The sequence below is a fragment of the Bacillus sp. CHD6a genome, from assembly GCF_001293645.1.
Taxonomy (GTDB): domain Bacteria; phylum Bacillota; class Bacilli; order Bacillales; family Bacillaceae_I; genus Sutcliffiella_A.
The window spans coordinates 45,306-70,114 of record NZ_LBMD01000024.1; the positions used below are offsets into that span (position 1 = coordinate 45,306).

At 38.4% G+C, this 24,809-nt stretch carries 22 protein-coding genes and 1 pseudogene; 20 read left to right on the forward strand and 3 right to left on the reverse strand.

Features of this window, described 5'->3' with window-relative positions:
* Positions 1-51: 51 nt before the first annotated feature.
* The gene (locus AAV98_RS15705) at positions 52-660 is read right to left on the reverse strand and encodes a trimeric intracellular cation channel family protein (protein ID WP_060666493.1); all 609 of its coding nucleotides are present in this window, start codon (positions 658-660) and stop codon (positions 52-54) included.
* A 175-nt stretch (positions 661-835) separates the two neighbouring features.
* Between AAV98_RS15705 and hflX the strand changes: the two genes are divergently transcribed.
* The 4 genes from hflX to glnA all read left to right on the forward strand — a co-directional run bounded on the left by hflX (position 836) and on the right by glnA (position 6,541).
* Positions 836-2,104, forward strand: coding sequence for a GTPase HflX (gene hflX / locus AAV98_RS15710; RefSeq protein WP_060666494.1), 1,269 nt, complete (start codon positions 836-838; stop codon positions 2,102-2,104).
* A gap of 12 nt (positions 2,105-2,116) precedes the next feature.
* Positions 2,117-3,382 carry a methionine gamma-lyase family protein gene (locus AAV98_RS15715; protein WP_060666495.1) on the forward strand — a complete coding sequence of 422 codons (1,266 nt, stop codon included), beginning with the start codon at positions 2,117-2,119 and terminating at the stop codon, positions 3,380-3,382.
* Between the two features lie 1,350 nt (positions 3,383-4,732).
* Positions 4,733-5,137 carry a MerR family transcriptional regulator gene (locus AAV98_RS15720; protein ID WP_060666496.1) on the forward strand — a complete coding sequence of 135 codons (405 nt, stop codon included), beginning with the start codon at positions 4,733-4,735 and terminating at the stop codon, positions 5,135-5,137.
* A gap of 69 nt (positions 5,138-5,206) precedes the next feature.
* Positions 5,207-6,541 carry a type I glutamate--ammonia ligase gene (gene glnA / locus AAV98_RS15725; RefSeq protein WP_060666497.1) on the forward strand — a complete coding sequence of 445 codons (1,335 nt, stop codon included), beginning with the start codon at positions 5,207-5,209 and terminating at the stop codon, positions 6,539-6,541.
* 272 nt (positions 6,542-6,813) lie between these two features.
* Here glnA and AAV98_RS20035 read toward each other — a convergent pair.
* A pseudogene (locus AAV98_RS20035) lies at positions 6,814-6,921 on the reverse strand (YjcZ family sporulation protein); the annotation flags it as partial.
* Positions 6,922-7,465: 544 nt separating this feature from the next.
* Between AAV98_RS20035 and AAV98_RS15730 the strand changes: the two are divergent.
* From AAV98_RS15730 to AAV98_RS15740, 3 genes are all read left to right on the forward strand, one after another.
* Positions 7,466-7,867, forward strand: a complete 402-nt coding sequence (locus AAV98_RS15730; protein ID WP_060666498.1) for a hypothetical protein — start codon at positions 7,466-7,468, stop codon at positions 7,865-7,867.
* A 20-nt stretch (positions 7,868-7,887) separates the two neighbouring features.
* Positions 7,888-8,121: a phage holin gene (locus tag AAV98_RS15735; protein ID WP_060666499.1), complete on the forward strand. Its 234-nt coding sequence runs from the start codon at positions 7,888-7,890 to the stop codon at positions 8,119-8,121.
* 81 nt (positions 8,122-8,202) lie between these two features.
* Positions 8,203-9,132: a nucleoside hydrolase gene (locus tag AAV98_RS15740; protein ID WP_060666500.1), complete on the forward strand. Its 930-nt coding sequence runs from the start codon at positions 8,203-8,205 to the stop codon at positions 9,130-9,132.
* 32 nt (positions 9,133-9,164) lie between these two features.
* Here the strand turns inward: AAV98_RS15740 and lexA are convergent, their stop codons facing one another.
* Positions 9,165-9,776, reverse strand: coding sequence for a transcriptional repressor LexA (gene lexA, locus AAV98_RS15745; protein ID WP_060666501.1), 612 nt, complete (start codon positions 9,774-9,776; stop codon positions 9,165-9,167).
* 138 nt (positions 9,777-9,914) lie between these two features.
* Here lexA and AAV98_RS15750 point away from each other — a divergent pair, with 138 nt between their 5' ends.
* The 13 genes from AAV98_RS15750 (at position 9,915) to AAV98_RS15815 (ending at position 24,493) form a co-directional block, all read left to right on the forward strand.
* Positions 9,915-10,589: a YneB family resolvase-like protein gene (locus AAV98_RS15750; protein WP_060666502.1), complete on the forward strand. Its 675-nt coding sequence runs from the start codon at positions 9,915-9,917 to the stop codon at positions 10,587-10,589.
* Between the two features lie 45 nt (positions 10,590-10,634).
* Positions 10,635-10,865 (forward strand): DUF896 domain-containing protein, encoded by a 231-nt coding sequence (locus AAV98_RS15755; protein ID WP_060666503.1) that lies wholly within the window; start codon positions 10,635-10,637, stop codon positions 10,863-10,865.
* 90 nt (positions 10,866-10,955) lie between these two features.
* On the forward strand, positions 10,956-12,962 hold the full coding sequence (gene tkt, locus AAV98_RS15760; RefSeq protein WP_060666504.1) for a transketolase: 2,007 nt from the start codon (positions 10,956-10,958) through the stop codon (positions 12,960-12,962).
* A gap of 164 nt (positions 12,963-13,126) precedes the next feature.
* Positions 13,127-13,558, forward strand: coding sequence for a sporulation inhibitor of replication protein SirA (gene sirA / locus AAV98_RS15765; RefSeq protein WP_060666505.1), 432 nt, complete (start codon positions 13,127-13,129; stop codon positions 13,556-13,558).
* A 91-nt stretch (positions 13,559-13,649) separates the two neighbouring features.
* Positions 13,650-13,868, forward strand: a complete 219-nt coding sequence (locus AAV98_RS15770; RefSeq protein WP_060666506.1) for a YneF family protein — start codon at positions 13,650-13,652, stop codon at positions 13,866-13,868.
* Between the two features lie 325 nt (positions 13,869-14,193).
* Positions 14,194-15,942 (forward strand): ABC transporter transmembrane domain-containing protein, encoded by a 1,749-nt coding sequence (locus tag AAV98_RS15775; RefSeq protein ID WP_060666507.1) that lies wholly within the window; start codon positions 14,194-14,196, stop codon positions 15,940-15,942.
* Positions 15,943-15,945: 3 nt separating this feature from the next.
* Entirely contained in the window at positions 15,946-17,745 is a 1,800-nt protein-coding gene (locus AAV98_RS15780; RefSeq protein ID WP_060666508.1) for an ABC transporter ATP-binding protein, read from the forward strand.
* Between the two features lie 318 nt (positions 17,746-18,063).
* The gene (locus tag AAV98_RS15785; protein ID WP_060666509.1) at positions 18,064-18,408 is read left to right on the forward strand and encodes a cupin; all 345 of its coding nucleotides are present in this window, start codon (positions 18,064-18,066) and stop codon (positions 18,406-18,408) included.
* A 704-nt stretch (positions 18,409-19,112) separates the two neighbouring features.
* Positions 19,113-19,661, forward strand: coding sequence for an RNA polymerase sigma factor (locus tag AAV98_RS15790; RefSeq protein WP_060666510.1), 549 nt, complete (start codon positions 19,113-19,115; stop codon positions 19,659-19,661).
* Positions 19,627-21,099 (forward strand): hypothetical protein, encoded by a 1,473-nt coding sequence (locus AAV98_RS15795; protein WP_060666511.1) that lies wholly within the window; start codon positions 19,627-19,629, stop codon positions 21,097-21,099. The genes AAV98_RS15790 and AAV98_RS15795 overlap by 35 nt, the downstream gene beginning before the upstream one ends.
* Before the next feature lie 993 nt (positions 21,100-22,092).
* Positions 22,093-22,515, forward strand: a complete 423-nt coding sequence (locus AAV98_RS15805) for a GNAT family N-acetyltransferase (RefSeq protein WP_060666513.1) — start codon at positions 22,093-22,095, stop codon at positions 22,513-22,515.
* A gap of 262 nt (positions 22,516-22,777) precedes the next feature.
* Positions 22,778-23,767, forward strand: a complete 990-nt coding sequence (locus tag AAV98_RS15810; RefSeq protein WP_060666514.1) for a phosphotransferase — start codon at positions 22,778-22,780, stop codon at positions 23,765-23,767.
* Between the two features lie 258 nt (positions 23,768-24,025).
* Positions 24,026-24,493: a DinB family protein gene (locus AAV98_RS15815; protein WP_060666515.1), complete on the forward strand. Its 468-nt coding sequence runs from the start codon at positions 24,026-24,028 to the stop codon at positions 24,491-24,493.
* The last annotated feature ends 316 nt before the right edge of the window (positions 24,494-24,809 follow it).

A 24,809-nucleotide genomic window follows, 5' to 3' on the forward strand; every position in this document is an offset into this window, starting at 1 on the left:
CAGGAGGCCGTTTCACCTCCTGTAAACATTCATGTAAAATGCACCGGAAATTTAAGCAGCACGCTGTAAACTTCGGTTAGGCAACCTCCATTTGTACGTGTAGGATAAAACACGTAAAGAAACGATCCCTACAAATAGGATATAAAGTTGCACAGGGGAGCTTGCTATTCCAAAACCGATGATTAAGCCGGCAAGTATAGCCCAAGCGGCATATATTTCCGCTCTTAATACCAGCGGCCTTCTACCTGCCAGCAGATCACGAATGATACCGCCGCCGCTACCCGTCAATACTGCTGCAACCACGACTGCGCTGATGGGATGATCCATGCCTGTAGCAAACAATGCCCCTTGAATGGCAAAGGCGGCTAGGCCGATTGCATCAAAGAAATTGCCCCACTTCCTCCAATGTTTTAATAAATTGTTTGGAAACAGGAAGACTGTAGTCATCGCGACCAGAGCAACTTGAAACAGCATTCCTTGCTCCCAAAGTGCCGAGACAGGAACACCGATGAGAAGGTTTCGCACGGCTCCGCCCCCAAATGCTGTCACGATTCCTAATATATAAACGCCGAGTATATCATACTCTTCTTCCATCGCTACAATCGCTCCGCTTATTGCAAATGCGATAGTCCCGATGATGCTGAAAACTTCCCAAGTCATGCGATCACTCCACTAAAAATATACAATATCTATAAAGCCTTCCTGATTTTATATAGAAAACCGCCAGAATGCAATAGTTTTAAAGGATTTAATAGAGAAAAAAAGCATATTTTGATATGATTAAGGAACTTGTTTAATCATCATTTATCATATTTTAGAAAAAGGGGTTACGCATTTGAACGAAACGCAAAAGAAAGACAAGGAAAGGGTTATATTAGTAGGCTGTCAACTGCCAAAAGATGATGATCAAACTTTCTTTTATTCCATGGAAGAATTATCATCCTTGACCAAAACAGCAAACGGAGAAGTTCTAGTTTCTTTAACACAAAAAAGAGACCGGGTTCATCCTGCTACATACATAGGAAAAGGGAAACTAGAGGAGCTAGTCCAACTGGAAGAAGAGCTGGAACCTGAAATCATTATCTTTAATGGAGAACTGGCACCAAGTCAAAACAGAAACCTTTCTAAAATGTTAAATGCCAGAATCATTGACCGAACTCAGTTAATCTTGGATATTTTTGCTCAGCGTGCTAAATCAAAAGAAGGTAAACTCCAAGTAGAGTTAGCTCAGCTTCAATACCTTTTACCCCGCCTTGGTGGAAAGGGTGTAGAACTGTCTCGTCTTGGAGGCGGTATAGGAACAAGAGGCCCGGGTGAAACGAAATTAGAATCTGATCGCAGACATATTAATAGAAGAATTGTGGATATCAAAACACAGCTAACATCAATTGTCAGTCACCGTGAAAGATATCGTGAGCGCAGAAAAAGAAATCAAGCATTTCAACTCTCCTTGGTCGGTTATACGAATGCGGGCAAATCAACCATCTTTAACCGCCTGACCGAAGCAGGTACCTTTGAGGAAAACCTATTGTTTGCAACGCTAGATCCGACAACAAGAAAGGTCATGATGCCATCTGGTTTCAACGCTCTTCTGACTGACACTGTTGGATTTATCCAGGACCTACCGACCTCACTTGTAGCAGCATTTCGTTCGACACTGGAAGAAGTGACAGAAGCGGATTTGATTTTACATGTGGTCGATAGTTCAAGTCCTGATCACGTCAACCATGAAAAAACGGTAGACAAATTACTGAAAGAACTTGGAGTGGAAGGTGTTCCGGTTTTAACTGTTTATAATAAGAAAGATCAAACCACAGAAGGATTTACTCCTGCTTATAACGAAGAAATCTTGCATATAAGTGCTTTAGACGCTCAAGACATCGCCTTATTGACGCAAAAGATAGAATCCCTCATCAAAAATCAGATGGACACCTATCAGATCATTGTGCCGTCTTCAGAAGGAAAACTAATTGCACAATTAAAACAAGAAACGGTCCTTACTAAAATGGAGTTCACAGAAGACACAGAAAGCTATGACTTACAAGGATACTATTTTGATAACTCAAAATTGGCTTCTGTTATTCAGCAAAGAATGAAGAAATAGAGGAGATTTATTATGTTCCATTTATTACAACATGGGGAAGTCATTGAACCAATCGTACGTAAAATAGAAGAGAAGCTTCAAGAAGGATTCCAGCAAGTGGATGCTGGCGTGGAAACGAACCAATTCCGCGTACTAAAAAGCTTTCAGGAGAACCGTGTCAGCGATTCTCATTTCATTCCATCCACTGGATATGGGTATGATGACATTGGACGAGATACATTAGAAAAGATTTACGCAGAGGTGTTCGGTGGGGAGGCTGGCCTAGTACGTCCGCAGATCATCTCAGGCACACATGCTATCTCCATCGCCCTGTTTGGGGTGTTGCGCCCTGGTGATGAACTTCTTTATATTACTGGAAAGCCATATGATACGTTGGAAGAAATCGTAGGAATCCGCGGAAGTGGCGTGGGCTCATTAAAAGAGTACAACATCGGCTATAAAACCATCGATCTCAAAAATAACCGCGGTATTGACTGGGAGGCTGTCAGCAATGCAATAACGCCTTCCACCAAAATGATTGGTATTCAGCGTTCAAAAGGTTATGCAACAAGACCGTCTTTTACAATAGAAGAAATGAAAGAAATGATTCGTTTTGTAAAGGAAATCAAACCGGATGTGGTTGTGTTTGTTGACAATTGTTACGGCGAATTCGTAGAGCTTGAGGAGCCGTGTCATGTTGGAGCAGATTTGATGGCCGGTTCTCTTATTAAAAACCCTGGTGGAGGCATTGCCAAAACAGGTGGGTATATCGTTGGGAAAAAAGAGTTGGTGGAAGCTTGTTCTTACCGAATGACTTCCCCTGGAATCGGGGCGGAAGCTGGTGCCAGCCTTTACAGCTTACAAGAAATGTATCAAGGTTTCTTCCTTGCTCCCCATGTAGTGGGACAGGCGTTAAAAGGAGCCATGTTCACCGCCGCATTCTTAGAAGAGCTAGGAATGAATACTACCCCAAGTTGGGATGCACACCGTACCGACTTGATTCAATCGGTGCAATTCGATGACAAGGAAAAAATGATTGCCTTTTGTCAGGCTATCCAGTATGCATCACCTGTTAATTCTCATGTTACACCATATGCAAACTATATGCCTGGGTATGAGGATGACGTGATCATGGCTGCTGGCACCTTTATTCAGGGAGCAAGCATCGAGCTGACGGCTGATGGTCCAATAAGAGCGCCGTATGTTGCATATGTTCAAGGAGGCTTAACGTACTCCCATGTTAAGATTGCTGTTTGTAGTGCGGTGGATCATCTGATTGGTAAGGGGTTAATGGAATAATTGGAGTTATTTTGAGCCTAGGGGAGTCCTGGGCTTTATTTGTTTTATGGGGGTTTGATGGTATGGAGATATGCTTGGGAGGGCGTTTAGGAGGGCTGTCTGTTCCTGTTTGGAGTAGGGGAGAGTGCGATTGGTCGTAGAGAGGCGGTTTCTGAGATGTATGACGCCCGGTGCAGGGGAAAAAGCAGAGGAGCCGTCGTCATAGGAGGTGTATGACGACCGGTGAAGGGGAAAAAGCAGAAGAGCCGTCGTCATAGGAGGTGTATGACGACCGGTGAAGGGGAAAAAGCAGAGGAGTCGTCGTCATAGGGGATTAATTCTTAGATCTCGTTGTAATTATTTTTACACATTAATATGGACTTGACTGTTTCTGCTACCGTTTGGAGTATGAGAGAGCGTGTTCGGTAGTAGAGAGTCGTTCTCTGCTCCCGTTTGGAGTATGAGAGAGCGCGTTCGGTAGTAGAGAGGGGGTGTCTGCTCCCGTTTGGAGTATGGAAGAGTGCGTTTGGTCGTTGAGAGTCATTCTCTGTTCCCGTTTGAAGTGTTGGAGAGCGCGTTCGGTAGAAGAGATTCGTTCTCTGTTCCCGTTTGAAGTGTGGGAGAGCGCGTTCGGTCGAAGAGAGTCGTTCTCTGTTCCCGATTGGAGTATGGGAGAGTGTGTTTGGTCGTAGAGAGGGCCTCTCTGTTCCCGTTTGGATTATGGGAGAGTGCGTTCGGTCGTAGAGAAGCGTTCTCTGCTCCCGTTTGGAGTATGAGAGAGCGCGTTCGGTCGTAGAGAGGGCCTCTCTGCTCCCGTTTGGAGTATGAGAGAGTGCATTCGGTAGTAGAGAGTCATTCTCTGCTCCCATTTGGAGTGTGGAAGAAAACATTCGGTCGTAGCGAGGGTCTCTCTGTTCCCATTTAGACTTTAGTAGAGGGTGTTGAGATGATTATCATAAGCGGGATGAAAACAGTCTTGAAAGAGATTTTGAGTTGAGAGTGCCTTCATAAGTGGTATGAAGACAATTCCAAGGGGATAGTCAAGTTGAGAGTGTCTTCAAAACTGACATGATGACAATTTCAAAGGAGATGCCAAGTTGAAAGTGTCATCATATCTAATTGATAACTTTTACCCGGCGATCTAAAAACCACAAAAATGCATGTTTCTAAGCGGACAGAACAGGTTATAAGATAAAGGGGACAAAAACCAGCATACATACCTGTCGTAACCTACATTTCTTCACATTATTCCTCCGAATTACTCTATTTTATAAAAATAATGTTAGAAAACCTAACATGTTGTTGACAGATTATCTAACATCGCATAAACTAAGAGTAACTTCATAGGAAATGATGAAAGGAGGATTTGTAGTGAGTGACAATATTAGACGTTCAATGCCATTATTTCCAATAGGAATTGTCATGCAGCTAACAGAATTGTCAGCTCGACAAATCCGATATTATGAAGAAAATGGGCTTGTATTCCCGGCTCGTTCTGAAGGCAACCGCCGACTTTTTTCTTTTAATGATGTCGATACTCTATTAGAGATAAAGAACCTCATTGAGCAAAAAGTGAACATAGCTGGCATCAAACAGCTGATGACAGTCAAACAACAGCACAATGAAGTCCCTTCAGAAGAAGTGGCAAAAGTTGCTGCTAAGCCAGAACTGTCAGATGACCAACTGCGCAAACTACTTCGTGCAGAAATGATGCAAGCGGGAAGATATAATCGAACTAGTCTCCGTCAAGGTGACATGTCCCGATTCTTCCATTAATTTTTCTGAGTTTTTTGGTAAGTTTTTAGTAAAACTAAAATAGTAAAATTTTTGAGGAGGAACTTTATTATGGCTAAGTACACACACGAGGACATCAAACGTATCGTCCAGGAGGAAAATGTAAAATACATCCGTCTTCAATTTACGGATATTCTTGGAACAATTAAAAACGTAGAAATTCCTGTAAGTCAATTGGAGAAAGCATTGGACAACAAAATGATGTTTGATGGATCTTCCATTGAAGGTTTCGTTCGTATTGAAGAATCTGATATGAACTTATACCCTGATCTTGACACATTCGTAGTATTCCCATGGACTTCTGAAAAAGGGAAAGTTGCACGTTTTATCTGTGACATCTACAATCCAGACGGAACTCCATTTGAAGGGGACCCTCGTGCAAACTTAAAACGTATGTTAAAGGAAATGGAAGACCTAGGATTTTCCGATTTCAACCTTGGACCAGAGCCAGAGTTCTTCCTATTTAAATTAGATGAAAAAGGCGAGCCTACATTAGAGCTTAACGATAAAGGTGGATATTTTGATCTTGCTCCAACAGACCTCGGTGAAAACTGCCGCCGTGATATCGTTCTTGAGCTTGAAGAAATGGGATTTGAGATTGAAGCTTCTCACCATGAAGTAGCTCCTGGACAACATGAAATTGATTTTAAATATGCAAGCGCAATTCAAGCTTGTGATGACATCCAAACATTTAAACTTGTTGTAAAAACAATCGCTCGTAAGCACGGATTGCATGCAACATTCATGCCAAAACCACTTTTCGGAGTGAACGGTTCTGGTATGCACTGTAACCTTTCCTTGTTTAAAGATGGCGAGAATGCGTTTTATGATGCAAACGGTGACTTAGAATTAAGCGATACGGCAAGACACTTTATTGCAGGTATCATCAAGCATGCTACTTCTTTCACTGCAGTAACAAACCCTACTGTGAACTCTTATAAGCGTCTTGTACCTGGATACGAAGCACCTTGTTATGTTGCATGGTCCGCTCGTAACCGTAGTCCATTAATCCGTATTCCAGCTTCTCGTGGTATCTCTACTCGTGTAGAAGTTCGGAGTGTAGACCCTGCAGCAAACCCATACCTAGCTATGGCAGTATTGTTGAAAGCTGGTCTTGATGGCATTAAGAATAAATTAGAAGCTCCAAAACCAATCGACCGCAACATCTATGTGATGAACAAAGAAGAGCGCGTTGCTGCTGGTATTGCTGACCTTCCGGCAACACTTGCTGCTGCTCTTGAAGAGTTAAAATCAAATGAAGTGATCCAATCTGCTTTAGGTGAGCATTTACTTGAGCACTTCATTGAAGCAAAAGAAATCGAGTGGGATATGTTCCGCACGCAGGTTCACCCATGGGAGAGAGATCAGTATTTAACTCAGTACTAAAAAGAAAAACCCCTTGATACCATTGGTATTGAGGGGTTATTAAATTCATTGGATTAGTTAGCTGAAAACGTAGTTTTAACTCCCTATCTATGTGAATAAGTTTAACCTTACTCTCTGGAAATGTACTTTTGAACGCCATATACACAATATCAGTTAAGTGACAACCTTTAAGGTCGCCACTTAAATTGAAATTTATTTTGCCGCTTTGAATTAGGGGACTATTAACACCAGTTACAACCGCCGTAATTTCCTCCGTAGTTTCCACCACTGTATGAACCGCCAACAAACGAAGCACCAACGATAACTAGAAGAATAAACAAAACAACTACAAGCGCAAACCCTCCGCCTTTGTTGTCATCTTTATGCCCTTCATAACTCATACTTTACACCACCTTTTCTTCAGGTACCATATCATATGTAAATGGTTCTTTATTTGGTTGGGACAATGGTTTATCAGAATAAAAAGGGCTACTCTCACAAAGTTATATGAAGAAACTATATACGTGTTGGCCATTGCTTGTCACATTAAACCAACTACTTTGGGCGACTTGTACGTAGAGAGGTGTTTTGATGACGCACCGTTGTTGGAACAGTTGCAAAATGAATTGAGTGTCTTTTAAAGCTTATAGTCTAATGCCATTTAAAAGTCATGAAAAAAGTTATATCAATTATTTATGAATGTTGAATCCTTTTGTATCAACGTTAATGAGTGTTGGGTGATTTAATTTAATGAGCTGAAATATGTTCCGCACGCAGGTTCACCCATGGGAAAGAGATCAATATTTAACTCAGTACTAATAGATAAGGAACCTTCGCGCTGCTGTGTGCGAAGGTTTTTTTTTTGCGTTTTGTGAATGTTGTCCAGTCATAATATCCCCTTAAAACAAATAAACTTTACTAGTAAGTGTACAAGGGAGTGGCTAAATGGCTAAAGTGAATCATCCTACAGTAACAGCTGAAATGATAGAAAAGTATTATGAGTGCAATAAGCAAAGAAAAGAATTAGAGAAACAGATGGAAGAATTAAAAGAGCGATTTCATCTTTATTTTGACAAAAGCTTTGGAGAAGATGAGAAGGCAGAGGTAGTCATGGGTGGGTACAAACTGCAAAGACAGGTTAGGAAATCAGAGAAGTATACCGATGAAACGGTTCAAAAGCTTGAAGCCCTTAGTATGAACGAATTGATTAAAACAATCAAAAAACCCGATGATGCAAAAATTAAAGCAGCCATTCAATTAAATTTACTGAAAGAAGAAGAACTTAAAGATTTTTTGGTAACTAATTCATCATTAGCAATAACAGTAAAACCGCTTTTGCCAAAATAGATGGAGAGGGAGTCTTCGATATGTCAGCTGAAAATCAAATTAGACCTGTTACTAAGGGAGCTTGGTTTCGTATCGTTTTTCTTGCCTTTGCACTAATTAATCAATTGCTAGTAGTATATGATAAATCACCTCTTCCTTTTACAGAAGAACAGCTGGAACAACTTTTTAGTTTGGTTTGGACATCTGTGGCTGCGCTTTACGCTTGGTGGAAGGATAACGACTGGTCAGAAAAAGCAAGAAGTAGGACAAAATAAAGGATAAGTGAGACCGAGGTGACAGTTGCCTTGGTTTTTCTGATTTTCAAATAATAAATGTTGACAAGGAGTGTGGAGATAATGAAAATTTTACTTTTTGCTGATCCAGGAATAGATGATTCTTTAGCCATAATCTACGCACTACTAAATCCAAAGATTGAGCTAATGGGAATTGTAACCGGCTATGGTAATGTCTCCGTCTATGATGCCACAAGAAATGCAGCCTACCTACTTTATCTGGCAGGGGAGACAGATATTCCGGTAATAAGGGGAGCATCCCAACCAGTAAGTGGAAAACATACAAATTTTTATCCAGAAATACATGGACCTTCAGGTTTAGGACCAATTATGCCTCCACCAGATTTTCAAGCAAAAATTAGTCCCTTCGAAACAATATTTGAAATTATTGAAGAAAACATAAACGACATCGTTATAGTGGATGTCGGCAGGCAAACTTCCCTTGCATTAGCCTTTAATTTAAGACCTGAATTAATGGAGGAGGTGAAAGAGATATATCTTATGGGAGGTGCTTTTATGGTACCTGGAAATGTAACAGATGCAGCTGAAGCGAACTTCTGGGGGGATCCCATTGCTACAAACGTTATCTTGAACAAGGCTAAAAAAGTATATATAACACCTCTCAATGTGACGAATAGAGCCATAGTGACTAGGGATCTTGCAACTTTCATATTTATTCAGACAAATAGCCCTTATAAAATTTTCATTCCTGCATTAACTGATTATTATTCAACATTTTATGATCAAGTGATGCCAGATGTAGAGGGTTCCCCATTACATGATGTATTCACTCTCTATTATTTAGTGAATCGAGATAAGGCATACACCATACAAAGAGACGTAAGGGTTGAAATAGTCGACGGGAGCAAAGGTTTGAGTATGGCAGATATGAGAATGGCATATAATCAACCTGAGTCGGAGCATTATATTGTAATGGATTTTGACTATAATGATTTTATTGAGGACTTTATTAGGGTGAATGTTGGTGGTTGAAAATAAAAGAAAAAAGCCGATAGACGGCTTTTTTAGTGGATATTGCGATAAACACCAATCACTTTACCAAGAATACTTACATTGCGCACAATAATTGGTTCTAATGTTGAGTTTTCTGGCTGTAATCGAATATAATCTTTTTCTTTGAAGAATCGTTTAACAGTAGCCTCATCCTCTTCTGTCATGGCAACGACGATGTCTCCGTTGTTCGCCGACTGCTGTTGACGAACGATAACATAGTCTCCGTCAAGAATGCCGGCTTCAATCATACTGTCCCCCATTACCTCTAGCATGAACACTTGCTCGTCTGGTGCAACGTAGCGATCAGGAAGCGGAAAGTAATCCTCCACATTTTCGATGGCTGTTATGGGCTGCCCTGCAGTAACTTTACCAATAATCGGCACATTGACTGCAGAAATCTTAGGAATGAGTTCATCTTCCATAATTTCAATGGCTCTTGGTTTTGTAGGGTCTCGGCGAATGAGTCCTTTGCTTTCAAGTCGCGCAAGGTGACCGTGAACTGTGGAACTGGAAGCTAGACCAACTGCTTCTCCAATTTCTCTGACGGATGGTGGATATCCTTTTGCTTGGACTTCTTTTTTTATGTAATCCAATATGTCCTGTTGTCTTTTTGATAGTTTCATATTCCGCACCTCTATCATTTATATTAGTGGTAGTATAGCATGTTTTGGCATAAAATACAAACATAAGTTCGAATTATTGACAAGAATATACGTTCGCTTGATAATATTAGTTTAATAGAATGGTGGAGGATATCATACATGAAGGGAATCATTTATTGTCGAGTGAGTACAAAAAAAGACACACAGGAAACTTCTCTGACTCGTCAAAAAGAAGAATTAGTTTCATTAGCAGCAAATAGAGGAATTGACATTATCGAGATAGTAGAAGAACAGGCGAGCGGCTACGATTTGGATCGGGAAGGTGTTTTTCAAATCATTGAACTTATTTCAAGTCAGCATATCGATGTCCTTCTAATACAAGATGAAACAAGGCTTGGCAGGGGGAATGCCAAGATCGCTTTTTTACATTGGCTAAAGAAACATGCCATTAAGATCTATTCGATAACGGATGATGGAGAGTTGAAATTATCCGATTCAGATTCGATGGTCATGGATATAGTAGCAATTGTTGAGGAATACCAAAGAAAACTACATAACTTGAAAATAAAAAGGGGCATGCAACGAGCTGTTCAAAGAGGATATAACCCTACAAAAAACCTCAAGAATCTACATATGAGCCCTGGACGCGAAAAAATTGAGGTCCCCATAGAAGAGATTGTTAGGCTTCGTAAAAATAAGCTCACGTTTCATGAAATCGCTGCCACATTAAGAGGACTTGGTTATGACGTGTCCAAAGCAACTGTAAACAGGCGGTACCGGGAGTATATGGAAGAGAACGATACCGGTTTGCTTGTAAAAAAAGAACCTCTCTAGTAAGATAAAAGCATATCTTCCCAAGGATGAAAGAAGGAGTTCTCTATGTTATCAAAAGAAAAAATTGCAAGAATCAATGCACTTTCCAAAAAGGCCAAGAGTGAAGGGCTTACAAAAGAAGAAGCAGCGGAACAACAGAAGCTTCGTCAGGAATATATTAAGACTTTCCGTGCTTCCATGGAAAATACACTACAAGGCGTAACAATCATGGATCCGGAAGGAAATGATGTCACTCCGGAAAAATTAAAGGACTCAAAAAAGAATTTAAAGCATTAATTGCTTTTTTTTAGAACACTGGAACATACTATTTATGATAAAATATAATTTTTCCAAGAAAAAATAAGTTAAAGAGAAAGGATGGAAAAGATGACACAACATATAGATCAACTTTCCATTAACACAATTCGTACACTATCAATCGATGCAATTGAAAAAGCTAATTCTGGCCATCCAGGGATGCCAATGGGTGCAGCACCTATGGGTTATTCTTTATGGACAAGATTCATGAACCACAACCCAAAGAATCCGAACTGGTTCAATAGAGACCGCTTTGTTCTATCTGCTGGTCATGGTTCCATGTTGCTTTATAGCCTATTACATTTAGGCGGCTACGATGTTTCTATGAATGACTTAAAAGAATTCCGTCAATGGGGAAGTAAAACTCCTGGACATCCTGAATTCGGTCATACTCCTGGCGTAGATGCAACAACTGGTCCACTTGGACAAGGTATTGCGATGGGTGTCGGAATGGCAATGGCAGAACGCCACTTGGCAGCTACATACAATAAAGAAGGAATGGAATTGGTAAACCACTATACATATAGCATTTGTGGAGATGGAGACCTGATGGAAGGCGTTTCTGGAGAAGCTGCTTCCCTTGCTTCACACTTAAAATTAGGGCGTTTCATCGTACTTTACGATTCCAATGATATTTCACTTGATGGTGATTTAGATCGTTCCTTCTCTGAAAGCATTGAAACTCGTTTCAAAGGATACGGTTGGCAATATATCCGCGTGGAAGATGGAAACAACCTGGAGGAAATTGCAGCTGCAGTTGAAGAAGCACAAAGTGATGTATCCCGTCCAACTATGATTGAAGTGAAAACTACCATCGGTTATGGTTCACCAAACCGTGCAGGTAAATCAGATGTGCATGGTGCTCCATTAGGTGCAGATGAATTAAAGTTAACGAAAGAAGCTTATAAATGGACATTTGAGAACGACTTCCATGTTCCGGAAGAAGTATACACGCACTTCCGTGAAACGGTTGCAGATAAAGGGGCAAAAGTGGAAGCGGAATGGAATGAGCTTTTTGATGCTTATAAAACTAAATACCCTGAGCTTGGAAAACAGCTTGAAGCAGCGATGAAAGGTGAACTTCCTGAAGGATGGGATTCTGAGATTCCTGTTTATGAAGAAGGAAAAAGCTTGGCTTCCCGCGCTTCTTCCGGTGAAGTGCTGAATGCTATTGCGAAACAAGTACCTTACTTCTTTGGTGGATCTGCTGACTTGGCTGGATCTAACAAAACGAATATCAAAAACGAAGCGGACTTCACAGCCGAAGACTATAGTGGTCGTAATATCTGGTTTGGGGTACGTGAGTTTGCAATGGGTGCAGCAATGAACGGTATGGCGCTTCATGGCGGATTAAGAGTATATGGTGGTACGTTCTTTGTATTCTCTGATTACTTACGTCCAGCTATCCGTCTTGCAGCTCTTCAGCAACTGCCTGTCACATATGTGTTTACACATGACTCGATTGCAGTTGGAGAAGATGGACCTACACATGAGCCAATCGAACAACTTCCATCTTTACGTGCGATGCCAAACCTTTCTGTGATCCGTCCTGCAGATGGTAACGAAACGGCTGCAGCATGGAAAGTGGCTTTAGAATCAGAAAAGACACCAACAGCACTTGTGTTAACTCGTCAAAACCTACCTACTATTAAAGGAACAGATGAGACGGCACTTGAAGGTGTACGTAAAGGGGCTTACGTCATCTCCAAAGCTGGAAAAGAAACGGCAGATGCGCTTATCCTTGCAACAGGTTCTGAAGTAGGTCTTGCTGTGGATGCGCAAAAAGCGTTACAACAAGAAGGCATCCACGTTTCTGTTGTAAGTATGCCTTCTTGGGATCGTTTCGAACAACAATCCCAAGAATACAAAAACTCAGTATTACCAAAAGACGTGAAGAAACGTCTTGGAATTGAAATGGCTACTCCACTAGGGTGGGAGCGTTATACTGGAGATGAAGGAGATATCCTTGCTATCAACGGATTCGGCGCATCAGCACCAGGAGAGCGCATCATGAAAGAATACGGATTTACGACGGAAAATGTTGTGGCACGTGTTAAAGCTTTATTAGATAAATAATTGAATTTGAAGAGTGAGCATTACCTATTCAAAAGGTAATGCTCATTTTTTTATGCATTCGACAAAACTAGCTAAAAATAGCCCCTTGCCAACTACACTATAAGACAAAACTCTTCTCTATCATTCTCTATAATAAAAGAAAAGAAGTGATAGGAGGGTTTCATTTGCGCGAATATATGATATATCTGATAGAGGAAGAAGTAGCAAAACATTACTCAGGTAATGAGTTAAAGCTTTTCCAGCTTTTTCAGCAATACGAACAAGAGGAACCGCTTCGTTCCATCATTAAACAGCAAGTGGATTATGTTACGGTCCCAGTCCCTACCTTCCCACTTCAACAATCATTAGAACAATCCCTTAAAAATAAGGAAGGCTACAAGCGAGTAGCCTATCAACATAAAATTCAAAAAGAAGATTCTACAGCAAAGCTATCTATTTTTGAAAAGTACTTAAAGCTTTCATCGACCGGATCATTCGAAGCGGAGGCTTTCTTTTTTGAAATTATCCGCAAACAGGCGCCATACTTCCTAGCAATAGATGTAAACTCCAATCGCTATGGTTGGCTGCAACCGATTAAACAGAGAAAATTTGTTTAATAGCAGGAGAAATGTATCGGAAAATGTTGTATAATAGGTTCTAGTTTAGTACACTACATTGGTAGACCTAGTTTTGAGGAGGAAATTTTTGATGGCAACATGGATTTGGATTCTTATTGTAGTTCTAGCATTGATTGCTGGGGTTGCACTAGGATTTTTCATCGCTCGTAAGTACATGATGACTTACCTAAAGAAAAATCCACCAATTAATGAGCAAATGCTTCGCGTGATGATGATGCAAATGGGAATGAAACCATCCCAAAAGAAAATTAATCAGATGATGTCTGCGATGAATAAGCAAATGAAATAAATGAAAAAGCACTCACTATGGGTGCTTTTTCTTTTTGAAAACGCTCTGTTAAAGCATACTGTTGATATTTGCAGCAACCTAGCTGTTGATTGGAGCAAAAGGCGCAGACTCCTGAGGGAGATAGCGTTTAGGGGAGAACCCGCAGGCGCATTTTCCGAGGAGGCTCCCCAAACGCCCCTAGGAAAGCGAAGCCTAGTGCGTAAATCAACAGCGGTGTTCTAAAGAACTTTTTGAGAAAAAACGCTACAAAAAGTATCTTCCTAAAAATTTGAATATTTGCTAAACTGTTATAGTTGAACGTAGATAAAAAATCGGGGGATAGAGCATGAGTATATTCAAAGACCTTTGGTGGTTTTTTAAACAGGAACGAAAGTCATACATACCTGGGGTGCTGCTTCTTGCCTTTGTAGCGTTCTTAGAATTGATTCCGCCAAGAATTGTAGGAATGACGGTCGATCACATTGTGGAAGGAACTCTAACAAGGGAGAGAATTCTCCAACTGATGCTGGTTCTTCTCGGTACGGCGGTCATTGTATACATTTTGCGTTATCTCTGGCGCATATTGATTTTCGGGCCGGCAATAAGACTAGCAAGATTACTTCGCAATAATTTGTATGAGCACTTTACGAAGATGTCGGCAAGCTTTTATCAACGCAGACGTGTTGGGGATTTGATGGCACACTCGACCAATGACCTACAAGCCATTCAACAAACAGCGGGTGCAGGAGTTTTAACGCTCGTCGACTCCTTAATGACTGGCGGCTTTGTATTAATTGCCATGGCAGCAACAATCAGTTGGAAATTGACGTTGATCTGTCTAATCCCACTGCCAATCATGGCCATCGCGACAAACTACTACGGTACATTGCTTCATAAAACGTTCCATAAAGCACAGGCCGCCTTTTCATCCTTAAATGATAAAGTGCAAGAAAGTGTAAATGGAATTAAAGTGGTCAAAACCTTCGGACAAGAGAAAGAGGAAATAGAAGAATTTGAAAAACAGGCAGATGATGTGGTCAAAAAGAATATTACCGTAGCAAAAATAGATTCACTTTTTGATCCTACAATCGGACTGATTATTGGAATCTCCTTTTTTCTTGCCATCGCTTTTGGCTCAAGGTATGTGATGACAGGTGAACTGACCATTGGTGAGTTGATTGCATTTACCACTTACTTAGGCTTATTAATTTGGCCTATGCTTGCGTTTGGATGGCTTTTCAACATCGTCGAACGGGGCAGGGCTTCTTATGATCGCGTATCCGCGCTTATGAAAGAGGATGTAGATATTAAAGATGAGCCAAACGCTAGTGAAACAATACCTACAGGTAATGTCGAATACAATGTGCATACCTTTACATACCCAACAGAAGAAGAAGCGCTGTTAAAAGATATTCATCTTCAGTTGAAACAAGGACAGACGCTTGGGGTAGTAGGGAAAACAGGTAGCGGGAAGACCACATTACTAAAAATGCTGATTAGAGAATTTGATGGCATACAAGGAAATATTCTGATTGGTGGTGCACCAATTCGAAATTATTCATTAGAAGCACTCCGAAAAGCAATTGGTTATGTACCTCAGGACCATTTCCTTTTCTCTGCAACCATTGCTGATAATATTGCTTTTGCAGTACCGGATGCTACATTTGATGAGATTATTCAAGCGGCAAAACTAGCAAACATCCATGAAGATATTATTCAGTTCACCGACGGCTATCAAACGATGGTTGGAGAGCGTGGGGTATCCTTATCCGGTGGGCAGAAGCAAAGGTTATCTATTGCAAGAGCATTGCTTATGGACCCAGAAATTTTAATCCTTGATGATTCTCTGTCTGCGGTAGATGCCAAGACAGAAGAGAGCATCCTTCATGCTTTAAAAGAAAATCGTAAAGGGAAGACAACGATCATAACCTCCCATCGCTTAAGTGCCATTCAGCATGCGCAAATCATTATCGTTTTAGAGAATGGAAACATCGTGCAGCAAGGTACACATAGTCAATTAATGGATGAGGAAGGCTGGTATAAAGAAATGTATCACCGTCAGGCATTAGAGTCCCTTGTGGAGCATGGGGGTTAGAAGATGAACAATCAGACAATTACAGCAAAAGAACAAAGACAGGTACTAAAGAGATTATTGGGATATGCCAAACCGCATACCAAACAGTTTATATTTGCATTTACCTTGCTCGTGCTTGCGACTGTAGGGGAAATTGTAGGGCCGTTGATTATTAAAGTGTTCATTGATGATTACTTAACCCCTCAAGTGATGGAAACAGGACCAATTGTAACCTTGGCCTCCCTATACATCGGGATCCTGTTTGCAAAAGTAATCATTACTTACTTCCAGCTCCTTAAGTTTCAGGAGATTTCGTTAAAAATTATTCAGGAGTTAAGAATTGATATTTTTGCGAAAGTGCAACGGCTTGGCTTGAAATTTTTTGATAAAACGCCAGGAGGCAGTATCGTATCAAGAGTCACAAATGATACAGAGGCCATAAAAGATATGTTTGTAAGTGTTATTTCGACATTCGTCCAAAACGGGGTATTCTTGATAGGTATCTTTATTGCAATGTTTCTCTTAAATGTTCAACTCGCGATTTTTTGTATGCTTATTATCCCGATAATTTTTGCGATTATGGCGACTTATCGCCATTTCAGCTCCCGATTTTATGCCGACATGAGGGAAAGGTTAAGCCAGTTGAATGCGAAACTGAATGAATCCTTACAAGGGATGTCAATCATTCAAGTTTTTCGACAAGAGAAACGCCTTCGTAAAGAATTCGCAGAAATAAATGAGGCGCACTACCAAGCTGGAGTGAAAAATATTAAGCTTGACGGGCTTTTGTTGCGTCCAGCCATTGATTTTGTTTATGTACTGTCTCTCATATTAGTTTTGAGCTATTTTGGGATATCTTCCATTGGCAATGTTATTGAGATTGGTGTCCTTTATGCGTTTGTTAATTACCTCGGGAGATTTTTTGAGCCCGTTAATCAAATGATGATGAGACTTTCTATGTATCAGCAAGCTATTGTCTCCGCCTCAAGGGTCTTCTCTTTGCTTGATGAAAAAGAACTAGCGCCAACTGCGGAAAAATCACTAAGCTCACCAACCATAACATCTGGGGAAATAGAATTTAAAAACGTAACCTTCTCCTATGATGGAAAACGAAATGTATTAAAAGACATATCTTTTACAGCGAAGCCTGGGGAAACAGTTGCCTTGGTAGGCCACACCGGGAGTGGTAAAAGTTCCATCATTAATCTTTTAATGAGATTCTATCAAATTGAAAAAGGGGAAGTGCTTATTGACGGCTTTCCACTGAAGTATTTTGAAGATCAGCAGCTTCGCAAAAATATGGGGCTTGTTCTACAAGATCCATTTCTTTTCTATGGAACAATCAATCATAATATTCGCTTGCATGATCCATCCATTACAGACCAAGAGATACAAACAGCGGCTGAATTCGTTCAGGCAGACTCATTTATCAAAAAACTGCCTGACCAATATGAGCAGTTGGTAGTGGAAAGAGGGGCGACTTTCTCTAGCGGACAAAGGCAGCTTGTGGCATTTGCACGAACTATCGCAACCAAACCAAAGATCCTGGTTCTAGACGAGGCAACAGCCAACATCGACACCGAAACAGAGGAGGCAATCCAAACAGCCCTCGAAAAAATGAGAAAAGGACGTACAACCATCGCAATTGCCCACCGTCTTTCCACCATTCAAGATGCAGACCAAATACTGGTCCTGCATCAGGGAGAAATTGTAGAAAGAGGCACACATCAAGAGTTATTGAATATAGAAGGCTTATATTACAAAATGTATCTTCTACAAAATGGGAAGCCAGATAAGGTGGAAGATGCACTAGCTCACCCTTAAATAACAGAGTAAATAGCAGACTAGTTTCTTCATAGGAATTAGTCTGCTTTCTTTCGGTATGACCTAAAATTTTTATATGGTTTGGAAGTGTGGGTTATTCAACAAACGGGCCATTATATGGAAGACTTGAATTCGAGATAAATGCGATATTTATTCAGATAAGTGGCAACTAATCAAACATGTCAGAGTATTAATGCATAATAGAAGAATACTGCGCTACAATTGGATATTTATGTTAAAATATAATTACTTTGTGAAACGTTGTACTTAAAATAACGAGGCAGGTTAGTGGTATTAAATTTTTTTAAGAGGTGAAATATGAAGATTTTAAAGTTTGGAAAAGAGCTTGCTCAAGAAATTAGTAATTTTAATTCTATATCTTCCTTTTATTCAAAGTTAATGAAAACCGAGTCACCTACTAATATCGGTTTTATTTTCATAGAGAAAGGAGGTATAGTTGGCTACCATAAAGCACCGGTACCTCAGCTCTTCTTAGTGATAGCAGGTGAAGGATGGGTAGAAGGAGAAGATAAACAAAGGAAAATAGTTACAAGTGGCGAGGGAGTATTTTGGAACAAAGGTGAAGGTCATGTTAGTGGAAGTGAAACAGGATTAACTGCTTTAGTTCTTCAATCAGAGGAATTAATAAACCCATTAAAATAAGATATCTTTTAGAATTAATTACGTGCTTTAGTTGAACAAGAACTATCATTTATAGGGACCTTTTGCTGCATAGTACAACAATACCGGAATAGATAAAGAAACTTCAACAAAAGGCGCAATCCTGTAAAGGATTAGTGCTTTTTTTCACTCTAGGGCAGCAATCCTGTAGCAAAGTTATTATTCTTTATTCGAAAAGAAGGAGGATTAATCTGAAATTACTTAAATTACTAAAGTTTTTAACAAAATGACGAATAATTTATAGTGGTTGTTTTTTAATAAAACCCAAATTTTGAAACCAAAGGTCATCTTTTACCGTCTATCAGGAGAAGTATTTAAAAGGGGTGAACTTATGCAAGAAAACAGGACTGGAAGACATTGTTTTACAACACTATAAATCATTAGATTAATCTTGTCTCGTTAAACTAAATGAAAAAAACTTAAGGCCGGAGTCCAAACTTTGATCTTACACAACTGTTCTTAATTTTGTAGATAAAGCTACAGTGCAGAAAATGAAGGATATTAAAGGAAGAGGGAGCCTTCATAAATATGAGAGCAATAGAAAAAACGTAGGGACTCCAAAGTGGACGTTCCTATATTTTGTTATTGAAACAACAATATTACCTAAGTAAGCCTCTTTAAAAATAATATGGCTTTTTTGAAACGAATAGCTATTTGATTCGTCATGTAAGAAAGGAGGGGTGAAGGTGGTAGGAAATATCGATATTGAGCACTTATATACCTTATATCATAAAGACATTTATCAATTTTCTTTGTATTTTACAAACTCGACTCAAGATGCAGAAGATATAACACATGATACATTTATGAAAGCTTTAAAAAGTATGAACACACTACATGATCATTCCCGGGCAAAATACTGGCTGCTTTCAATTGCTAGACATACTGCAATTGACCACATTCGTAAAAAGAAATTTAGTAGGCTATTGCCAGAGTTTTTTGAAACACTTAAATCTAAAGAAGCATCATTGGACGAACAAGTGATTTTGAAAGAAAAATGGGAAGAGATTCAGCAAGTTCTTCTTAAGGTCAAACCACATTATCGGAGTCTTGTGATCTTAAGAGGGATAAACGAGTTCAACATAAAGGAAACAGCATCGATTTTAGGCTGTACGGAATTAAAAGTCAGGGTTGACTTTCACCGAGCTATAAAACAATTAAAAAAGCATTTATCTAAAGAGGAAGGGGCGGTGTTAAATTATGAACAAGAAAGAAGATTCAATTCAGGAGATTAAAAAGATTTTAGCACCAATAAAGGAAAGACCAAAAATTGAGCCCCGTCCTAAATTTGTCCAAGATTTACAAACAAAAATAGCCACACGGAAAAACCAAAAGCAAATGATTTTTTTGAAAATGCCAATAATGGCAATTGGAATGGTAGTACTTTTAACGATAGTACTTTCCCTTTCTTTTGTTTCCAAACTGCAACCTGAAAATTCGGGGGAGATTTTAGAGAATCCGTTCCCAATATTGGAACATTCGCAGGTAAATCTAATTATGGAAGTTGGATATGGTGATCAAGAAAATCAAGTTGGCATAGATCCTAAGGGCCCGGAAAGCAATAATGTATCTAGCTTTGCAGTCTACGATGGAACCTTCTATATCTTAGATAATTTTAATAATAAGGTATTAATTATTGATGCTCAAGGAAATTATAGAACCATTCCCATTGATGAAGCGAAGCATCTAGTTGATATTTTAGTAACAAATGATAAGGAAATTTATGTCCTTGACTCTGGACAAAAGCTTGTATACCAATTTTCAAACAACGGTGAATTAATAAATACTTTCGAAATATCTGTTGAAATTCCAACGGGATTAGTTTATATGAAAGAGTATGGTGTAACGGTAAATCAATTGCAAGGGCGCGTTGAACTAGTAGAAACAGGCGAAAGAATTCCTGCTGAAGACTTGCCATATAGGGAAATAAGAGTGAGTGAAGTTGAAGGGGAAATCTGGATCAATGATAATGGGGAAAACATTGAAATTGAAGTGGATTTTGAACATTTCTATGGAGGACTTACTTTTCAGTCTATTACTGAAAATCAAGTTGTTTTTACAAAAACTGAACGAGAGGCTGAATTCACTACGATAGAACCAGAAACTCATGTTTATATTGTAAATAAACATGGTTCTACTCTTGGAGCTGTAAGAATTCCTTCGGAGAATATGGAAATATCTGCGAGTCATTTAGTTAAAACAGATGGTAATAAAATTTATCTCCTCTCTCCCGAAGCTAGTCATTTAGCAATATACGAACTAATACCAGGAAAATCATTTGAGAAATTATTAGATGACCGAATAAAAGAACAACAACCGGAAAGAGAGAAAATCGGATTTGATTATAAAACTTATGGGGAACCGCACCCTGAACTAGAGCAGGACATTGCACAGTTATTTACGAATAAAACAATATTTGCTTCATACTCTAACGAACCATTATTAAACGGGGTTTCAATTGATAAAGATGGAACCTTAATTGTTGACTTTAAGGATTTTAATGAACCAGCCCCATCTACAGCTGAAAAGAAAGAAATTTTCGAAGCACTTTCCGAGACTGTCTTTAAATATTTTGAAGTAAAAAAAGCCTATTTTCAATTTGATGGAAGTTTTAGTGACTGGTGCTATTGGTTAGAAACCATGGAAGAACCGATGATAAGACCAACAGACTAAGAAAATATAATTTGATGAAGTGCATTAAAAAGATAGTTAATACTTTTTATTAACATTTTGAATTAGTAATGGAAATGAAAAATAAACAGAGGGTTGATACGCCTTTAGAACAGGATGTATTCTGGATATTGATTTGTGATTTTCAATAATGACTGGGGTTGCAATTTTTACTACTTTGTTCTTTTTGATTAGAAATAAAGCAACATACTTGTATATGGAATGACCTTATCGTATTTGGTTCGTAAACAATTACCTTAGATAATCGTGAGTTATAATTGTTGATTGTATACAAGCTTTCTTGAAATCCAATTTTCTGCAATCTAAGAGCGATTGCAACAAAGTGGTTCACTTCTTAATTAAGAAGTGGGCAGCATTCCTGTAATTTAACCATTGGATTTCCGTTAACAAAAAATCACATAGGGTGGAGGTTTTTTATGTTTATATTAATAACGGCAGCATTTCTTTTAGTAACTTTTAGATTGGTGACATACTTTTCTGTAAAGCATCCTCTAACTATTACGTTAATAATTGGTTTAGTAATTTCAAGCATATCTTCTATAAGCTTGTGGTTGAATTACAAAGCGAGCACGGGTGAACAGGATGGGATTTCTATTTCCAATCTAATTAGCTATTGGATAATCACCGATAGCGTTCGATGGACTCAGGAATTATTTATGGATTATTTTATTTATGCAATGGTTGTTACGATATTTACGGCTTTACTGATTGCTTTCACATTTTACTTCAATAAACAGACAAGAATAGTTTCTTAATCAACTCTTCAATAAACTAGGAGCTATAGTTGAAGAAATGTATATTATCTCGAAATCGAGTCTTCGACAATCGGGCGCCATTCTTGAAGAAGAATAGGTGCTCATTTTTGTTTTAAGACAATTAAATTGAAAAAGGATTATTTAGGTAACGATGTAGGTTGAAGAAGAAACAAATATGATAAAATATGAATTCAGTGACTTCTAGGTGGGAGAGGAAATTATGATAATTACGCAACAATGGAATCAAGAAGATAGTGAATACATTCGAAAAAAAGTAATAGAACATAATCTTTCTAAACTACCTGACGATGTAAAACATCCTGTTAAGAATATTAGCTTTATTATAAAGGATGAAGAAGGGAAAATTTTAGGAGGAATAACAGGAACAATTTTTTGGTACACCTTACATATTGACTTCTTATGGGTTGATGAATCACTGAGGGGCAAAGGGTACGGGAAAGAGTTATTACTAAAGATAGAGGATTTTGCAAGAGAAAATAATTGCAGACTAATTCAGCTTGATACATTTAGCTTCCAAGCACCAGATTTTTATCAAAAGTATGGTTATAAAGTAGTTGGGGTAATAGAAGAACATCCAACTAAAGAAAATCAGCAGTATTATCTTTCAAAGAGAATGATATAGTAAGTATCTTAATCAACGAAAGGGCGCGTTTTTGGAACATAAAATGCGTTTTTCTTAATGAATTAAGGCCATATAGTTGAAGATCAGCAGGGAATCTTTATCAAATTGAAGATATGTTTGGTGTTATACAAGAAACAAGGTTGAATGATTTTTCCAAATTCACTACTCTAATTAAACTAAGTTACCTTATTCAAAGTAAAAAGGAAATAAATTGACTTTGTTGAAGTATTTAGAAGTAAAGAGAACTTCGAGGAGCTGAAGTATGGATTTTGTATTAACAGAAGAAATGGTATTGAATGATCTAATTATTACTTGTAATCGTTATTTTGGATTGAAGGTATTAAATGCTACACCTATAAAACGTGGTTGGTTAAATTTAAAGTGGAAAATAACAACGGATTTTGGTGTTTTTCTAATCAAACAATTCAATAAAGAAAGATACAAACTGTATAATCATGAAGAACTATTACTAGCCTTCTCTCAACAAATGCGATTACACAATAGAGGTCTTCCATGCCCTAAGCTCTATTCTTATGAGGGTCAGTTTCTTATTGAATCGGAAAAGGGCGAACTTTTTATGTTAATGGATTACTGTAGTGGAACTGTGATACCCCCAGGAGAATTAAATGTTCATCAAATGTATGATTTAGGACGAGTAACGGGGTATATGCATCAAGTATTAAATGACGGTACACTTAGGGTTAAGAGACACCCAGAATTTATTCCCCCAAGTCGTGAGGAGCGTTTAACTCATTGGGAATCTGTTTGGAATCGTGCAAATAATACTGACAAATCACATCTGTTACCGATATTAGAAACACAATTTAAAGTAACAGAAACTATTAATTTAGAAGATTTTAATCTGAGTGCATCTGGTTGGGCTCATCGTGATCTCTGGGTAGACAATTTATTGTTTGAAGAGAAAAATATAAGTGCTGTCTTAGATTTTGATAGAATGAAATATGACTACCCACAGCTTGATTGTGCAAGAGCTGTTATATCTGGGGCCTTGTATGAAAATCACTTTGATGTTTCTCTTGTTCATGCTTTTATAGAAGGATATAGTGAGCAAAGTCTACTTAAGAAAGGGTTCATAATCAGCTCATTAAAAATGTTATGGTTTATGGAAAGTACATGGTGGATAAATTCAAGCATGGATCAACATAGTGGACCTCCAGACCGTTTTGCAAAAGAAATGCTATGGCTGTCTGAAAATCAAAAAGAATTAGAGTCCATGTTAGGGAATATTTAATTTAATCAATAATATTAAATTAGATTCTATTATCTGATTGAATCAATGCAGCCATTATTCAACATAAGGGCGCAGTTCCTAAGTAAATAAACCTCCATTTCTCATTAATAAAATTGAGAGATTGAGGTTTTTAATATGTTTATCTTTAAGAAAATTTTTCCCTGCTGGTAACTGATTGTTTCAATAAAGGAGTTTTATAGGGTTTTATCGAAAGTACAGATATAAACATGAAAATATTTGAAATTTAAGGGGATTTAAATGATTAAAGAAAACATTATTAAAGAAAAGTATAGTTTAGTGGATTGGTCTCTCACTTTAAAGAACATTTCAAATGATCTATGGTTCAAACCTTTTCGAGAGGGTTCCTGGGGCACTGCAGATGTCATTGCTCATTTTATTTCGTGGGATAAATTTTTGATAGAGAAAAGAATTTATTTCTTACTAAGAGAAAAGGATTTCCCTAAAACAAATGTAACTGGTGAATCAATAAATCAAGAGGCTTCTAAATATGCAAGATCAGGTATTTCTAAAGAAGACCTTATAAGTGAGTTTATCTATGTTAGGAAAAACCTAGTAACTCAATTGGGGAATGTTAAACCAGAAAAATTTGATCAGCCTTGTCCTGGCAAAAAACATATTACCCTTTGTGAGTATTTTGTTGGGATGATTGACCATGATTTAAAACATAAAGAACAAATTGAAACGCATATAAAGAAATATTCTTAAAAAACGATATTAGGTAGTCGGAAGTAAACTACCTAATTATAGCTCAGGAGTTATTCCGTTAAAGGGCGCAACTATCTAATATTGCGTCCTTTTTGTCTTGAAAAATGATTGCCAGATCTGAGGATATTTGAAATAATTGGTATTAAGTTAAAGGGCAGTTTAATGGAATAAGGAATATTAGAAATGTAGACATATATGCCCGGCAAGGACTGAGAAAAATGGACAAAAGAGAATTTGATGCAGTTATTAAACAACCACCTAAAATTAGGTATGACTATTTTATTAAAAAGGTTGTAGATTATGAAGAAGTCTGAGG

Bases quoted from the DNA above. Each gene is read 5' to 3' on its own strand.
- AAV98_RS15705 (WP_060666493.1), bottom strand. From the start codon at position 660: ATGACTTGGGAAGTTTTCAGCATCATCGGGACTATCGCATTTGCAATA.
- AAV98_RS15715 (WP_060666495.1), top strand. From the start codon at position 2,117: ATGTTCCATTTATTACAACATGGGGAAGTCATTGAACCAATCGTACGT.
- glnA (WP_060666497.1), top strand. From the start codon at position 5,207: ATGGCTAAGTACACACACGAGGACATCAAACGTATCGTCCAGGAGGAA.
- AAV98_RS15730 (WP_060666498.1), top strand. From the start codon at position 7,466: ATGGCTAAAGTGAATCATCCTACAGTAACAGCTGAAATGATAGAAAAG.
- AAV98_RS15735 (WP_060666499.1), top strand. From the start codon at position 7,888: ATGTCAGCTGAAAATCAAATTAGACCTGTTACTAAGGGAGCTTGGTTT.
- AAV98_RS15740 (WP_060666500.1), top strand. From the start codon at position 8,203: ATGAAAATTTTACTTTTTGCTGATCCAGGAATAGATGATTCTTTAGCC.
- lexA (WP_060666501.1), bottom strand. From the start codon at position 9,776: ATGAAACTATCAAAAAGACAACAGGACATATTGGATTACATAAAAAAA.
- AAV98_RS15750 (WP_060666502.1), top strand. From the start codon at position 9,915: ATGAAGGGAATCATTTATTGTCGAGTGAGTACAAAAAAAGACACACAG.
- AAV98_RS15755 (WP_060666503.1), top strand. From the start codon at position 10,635: ATGTTATCAAAAGAAAAAATTGCAAGAATCAATGCACTTTCCAAAAAG.
- tkt (WP_060666504.1), top strand. From the start codon at position 10,956: ATGACACAACATATAGATCAACTTTCCATTAACACAATTCGTACACTA.
- AAV98_RS15770 (WP_060666506.1), top strand. From the start codon at position 13,650: ATGGCAACATGGATTTGGATTCTTATTGTAGTTCTAGCATTGATTGCT.
- AAV98_RS15775 (WP_060666507.1), top strand. From the start codon at position 14,194: ATGAGTATATTCAAAGACCTTTGGTGGTTTTTTAAACAGGAACGAAAG.
- AAV98_RS15780 (WP_060666508.1), top strand. From the start codon at position 15,946: ATGAACAATCAGACAATTACAGCAAAAGAACAAAGACAGGTACTAAAG.
- AAV98_RS15785 (WP_060666509.1), top strand. From the start codon at position 18,064: ATGAAGATTTTAAAGTTTGGAAAAGAGCTTGCTCAAGAAATTAGTAAT.
- AAV98_RS15795 (WP_060666511.1), top strand. From the start codon at position 19,627: ATGAACAAGAAAGAAGATTCAATTCAGGAGATTAAAAAGATTTTAGCA.
- AAV98_RS15805 (WP_060666513.1), top strand. From the start codon at position 22,093: ATGATAATTACGCAACAATGGAATCAAGAAGATAGTGAATACATTCGA.
- AAV98_RS15810 (WP_060666514.1), top strand. From the start codon at position 22,778: ATGGATTTTGTATTAACAGAAGAAATGGTATTGAATGATCTAATTATT.
- AAV98_RS15815 (WP_060666515.1), top strand. From the start codon at position 24,026: ATGATTAAAGAAAACATTATTAAAGAAAAGTATAGTTTAGTGGATTGG.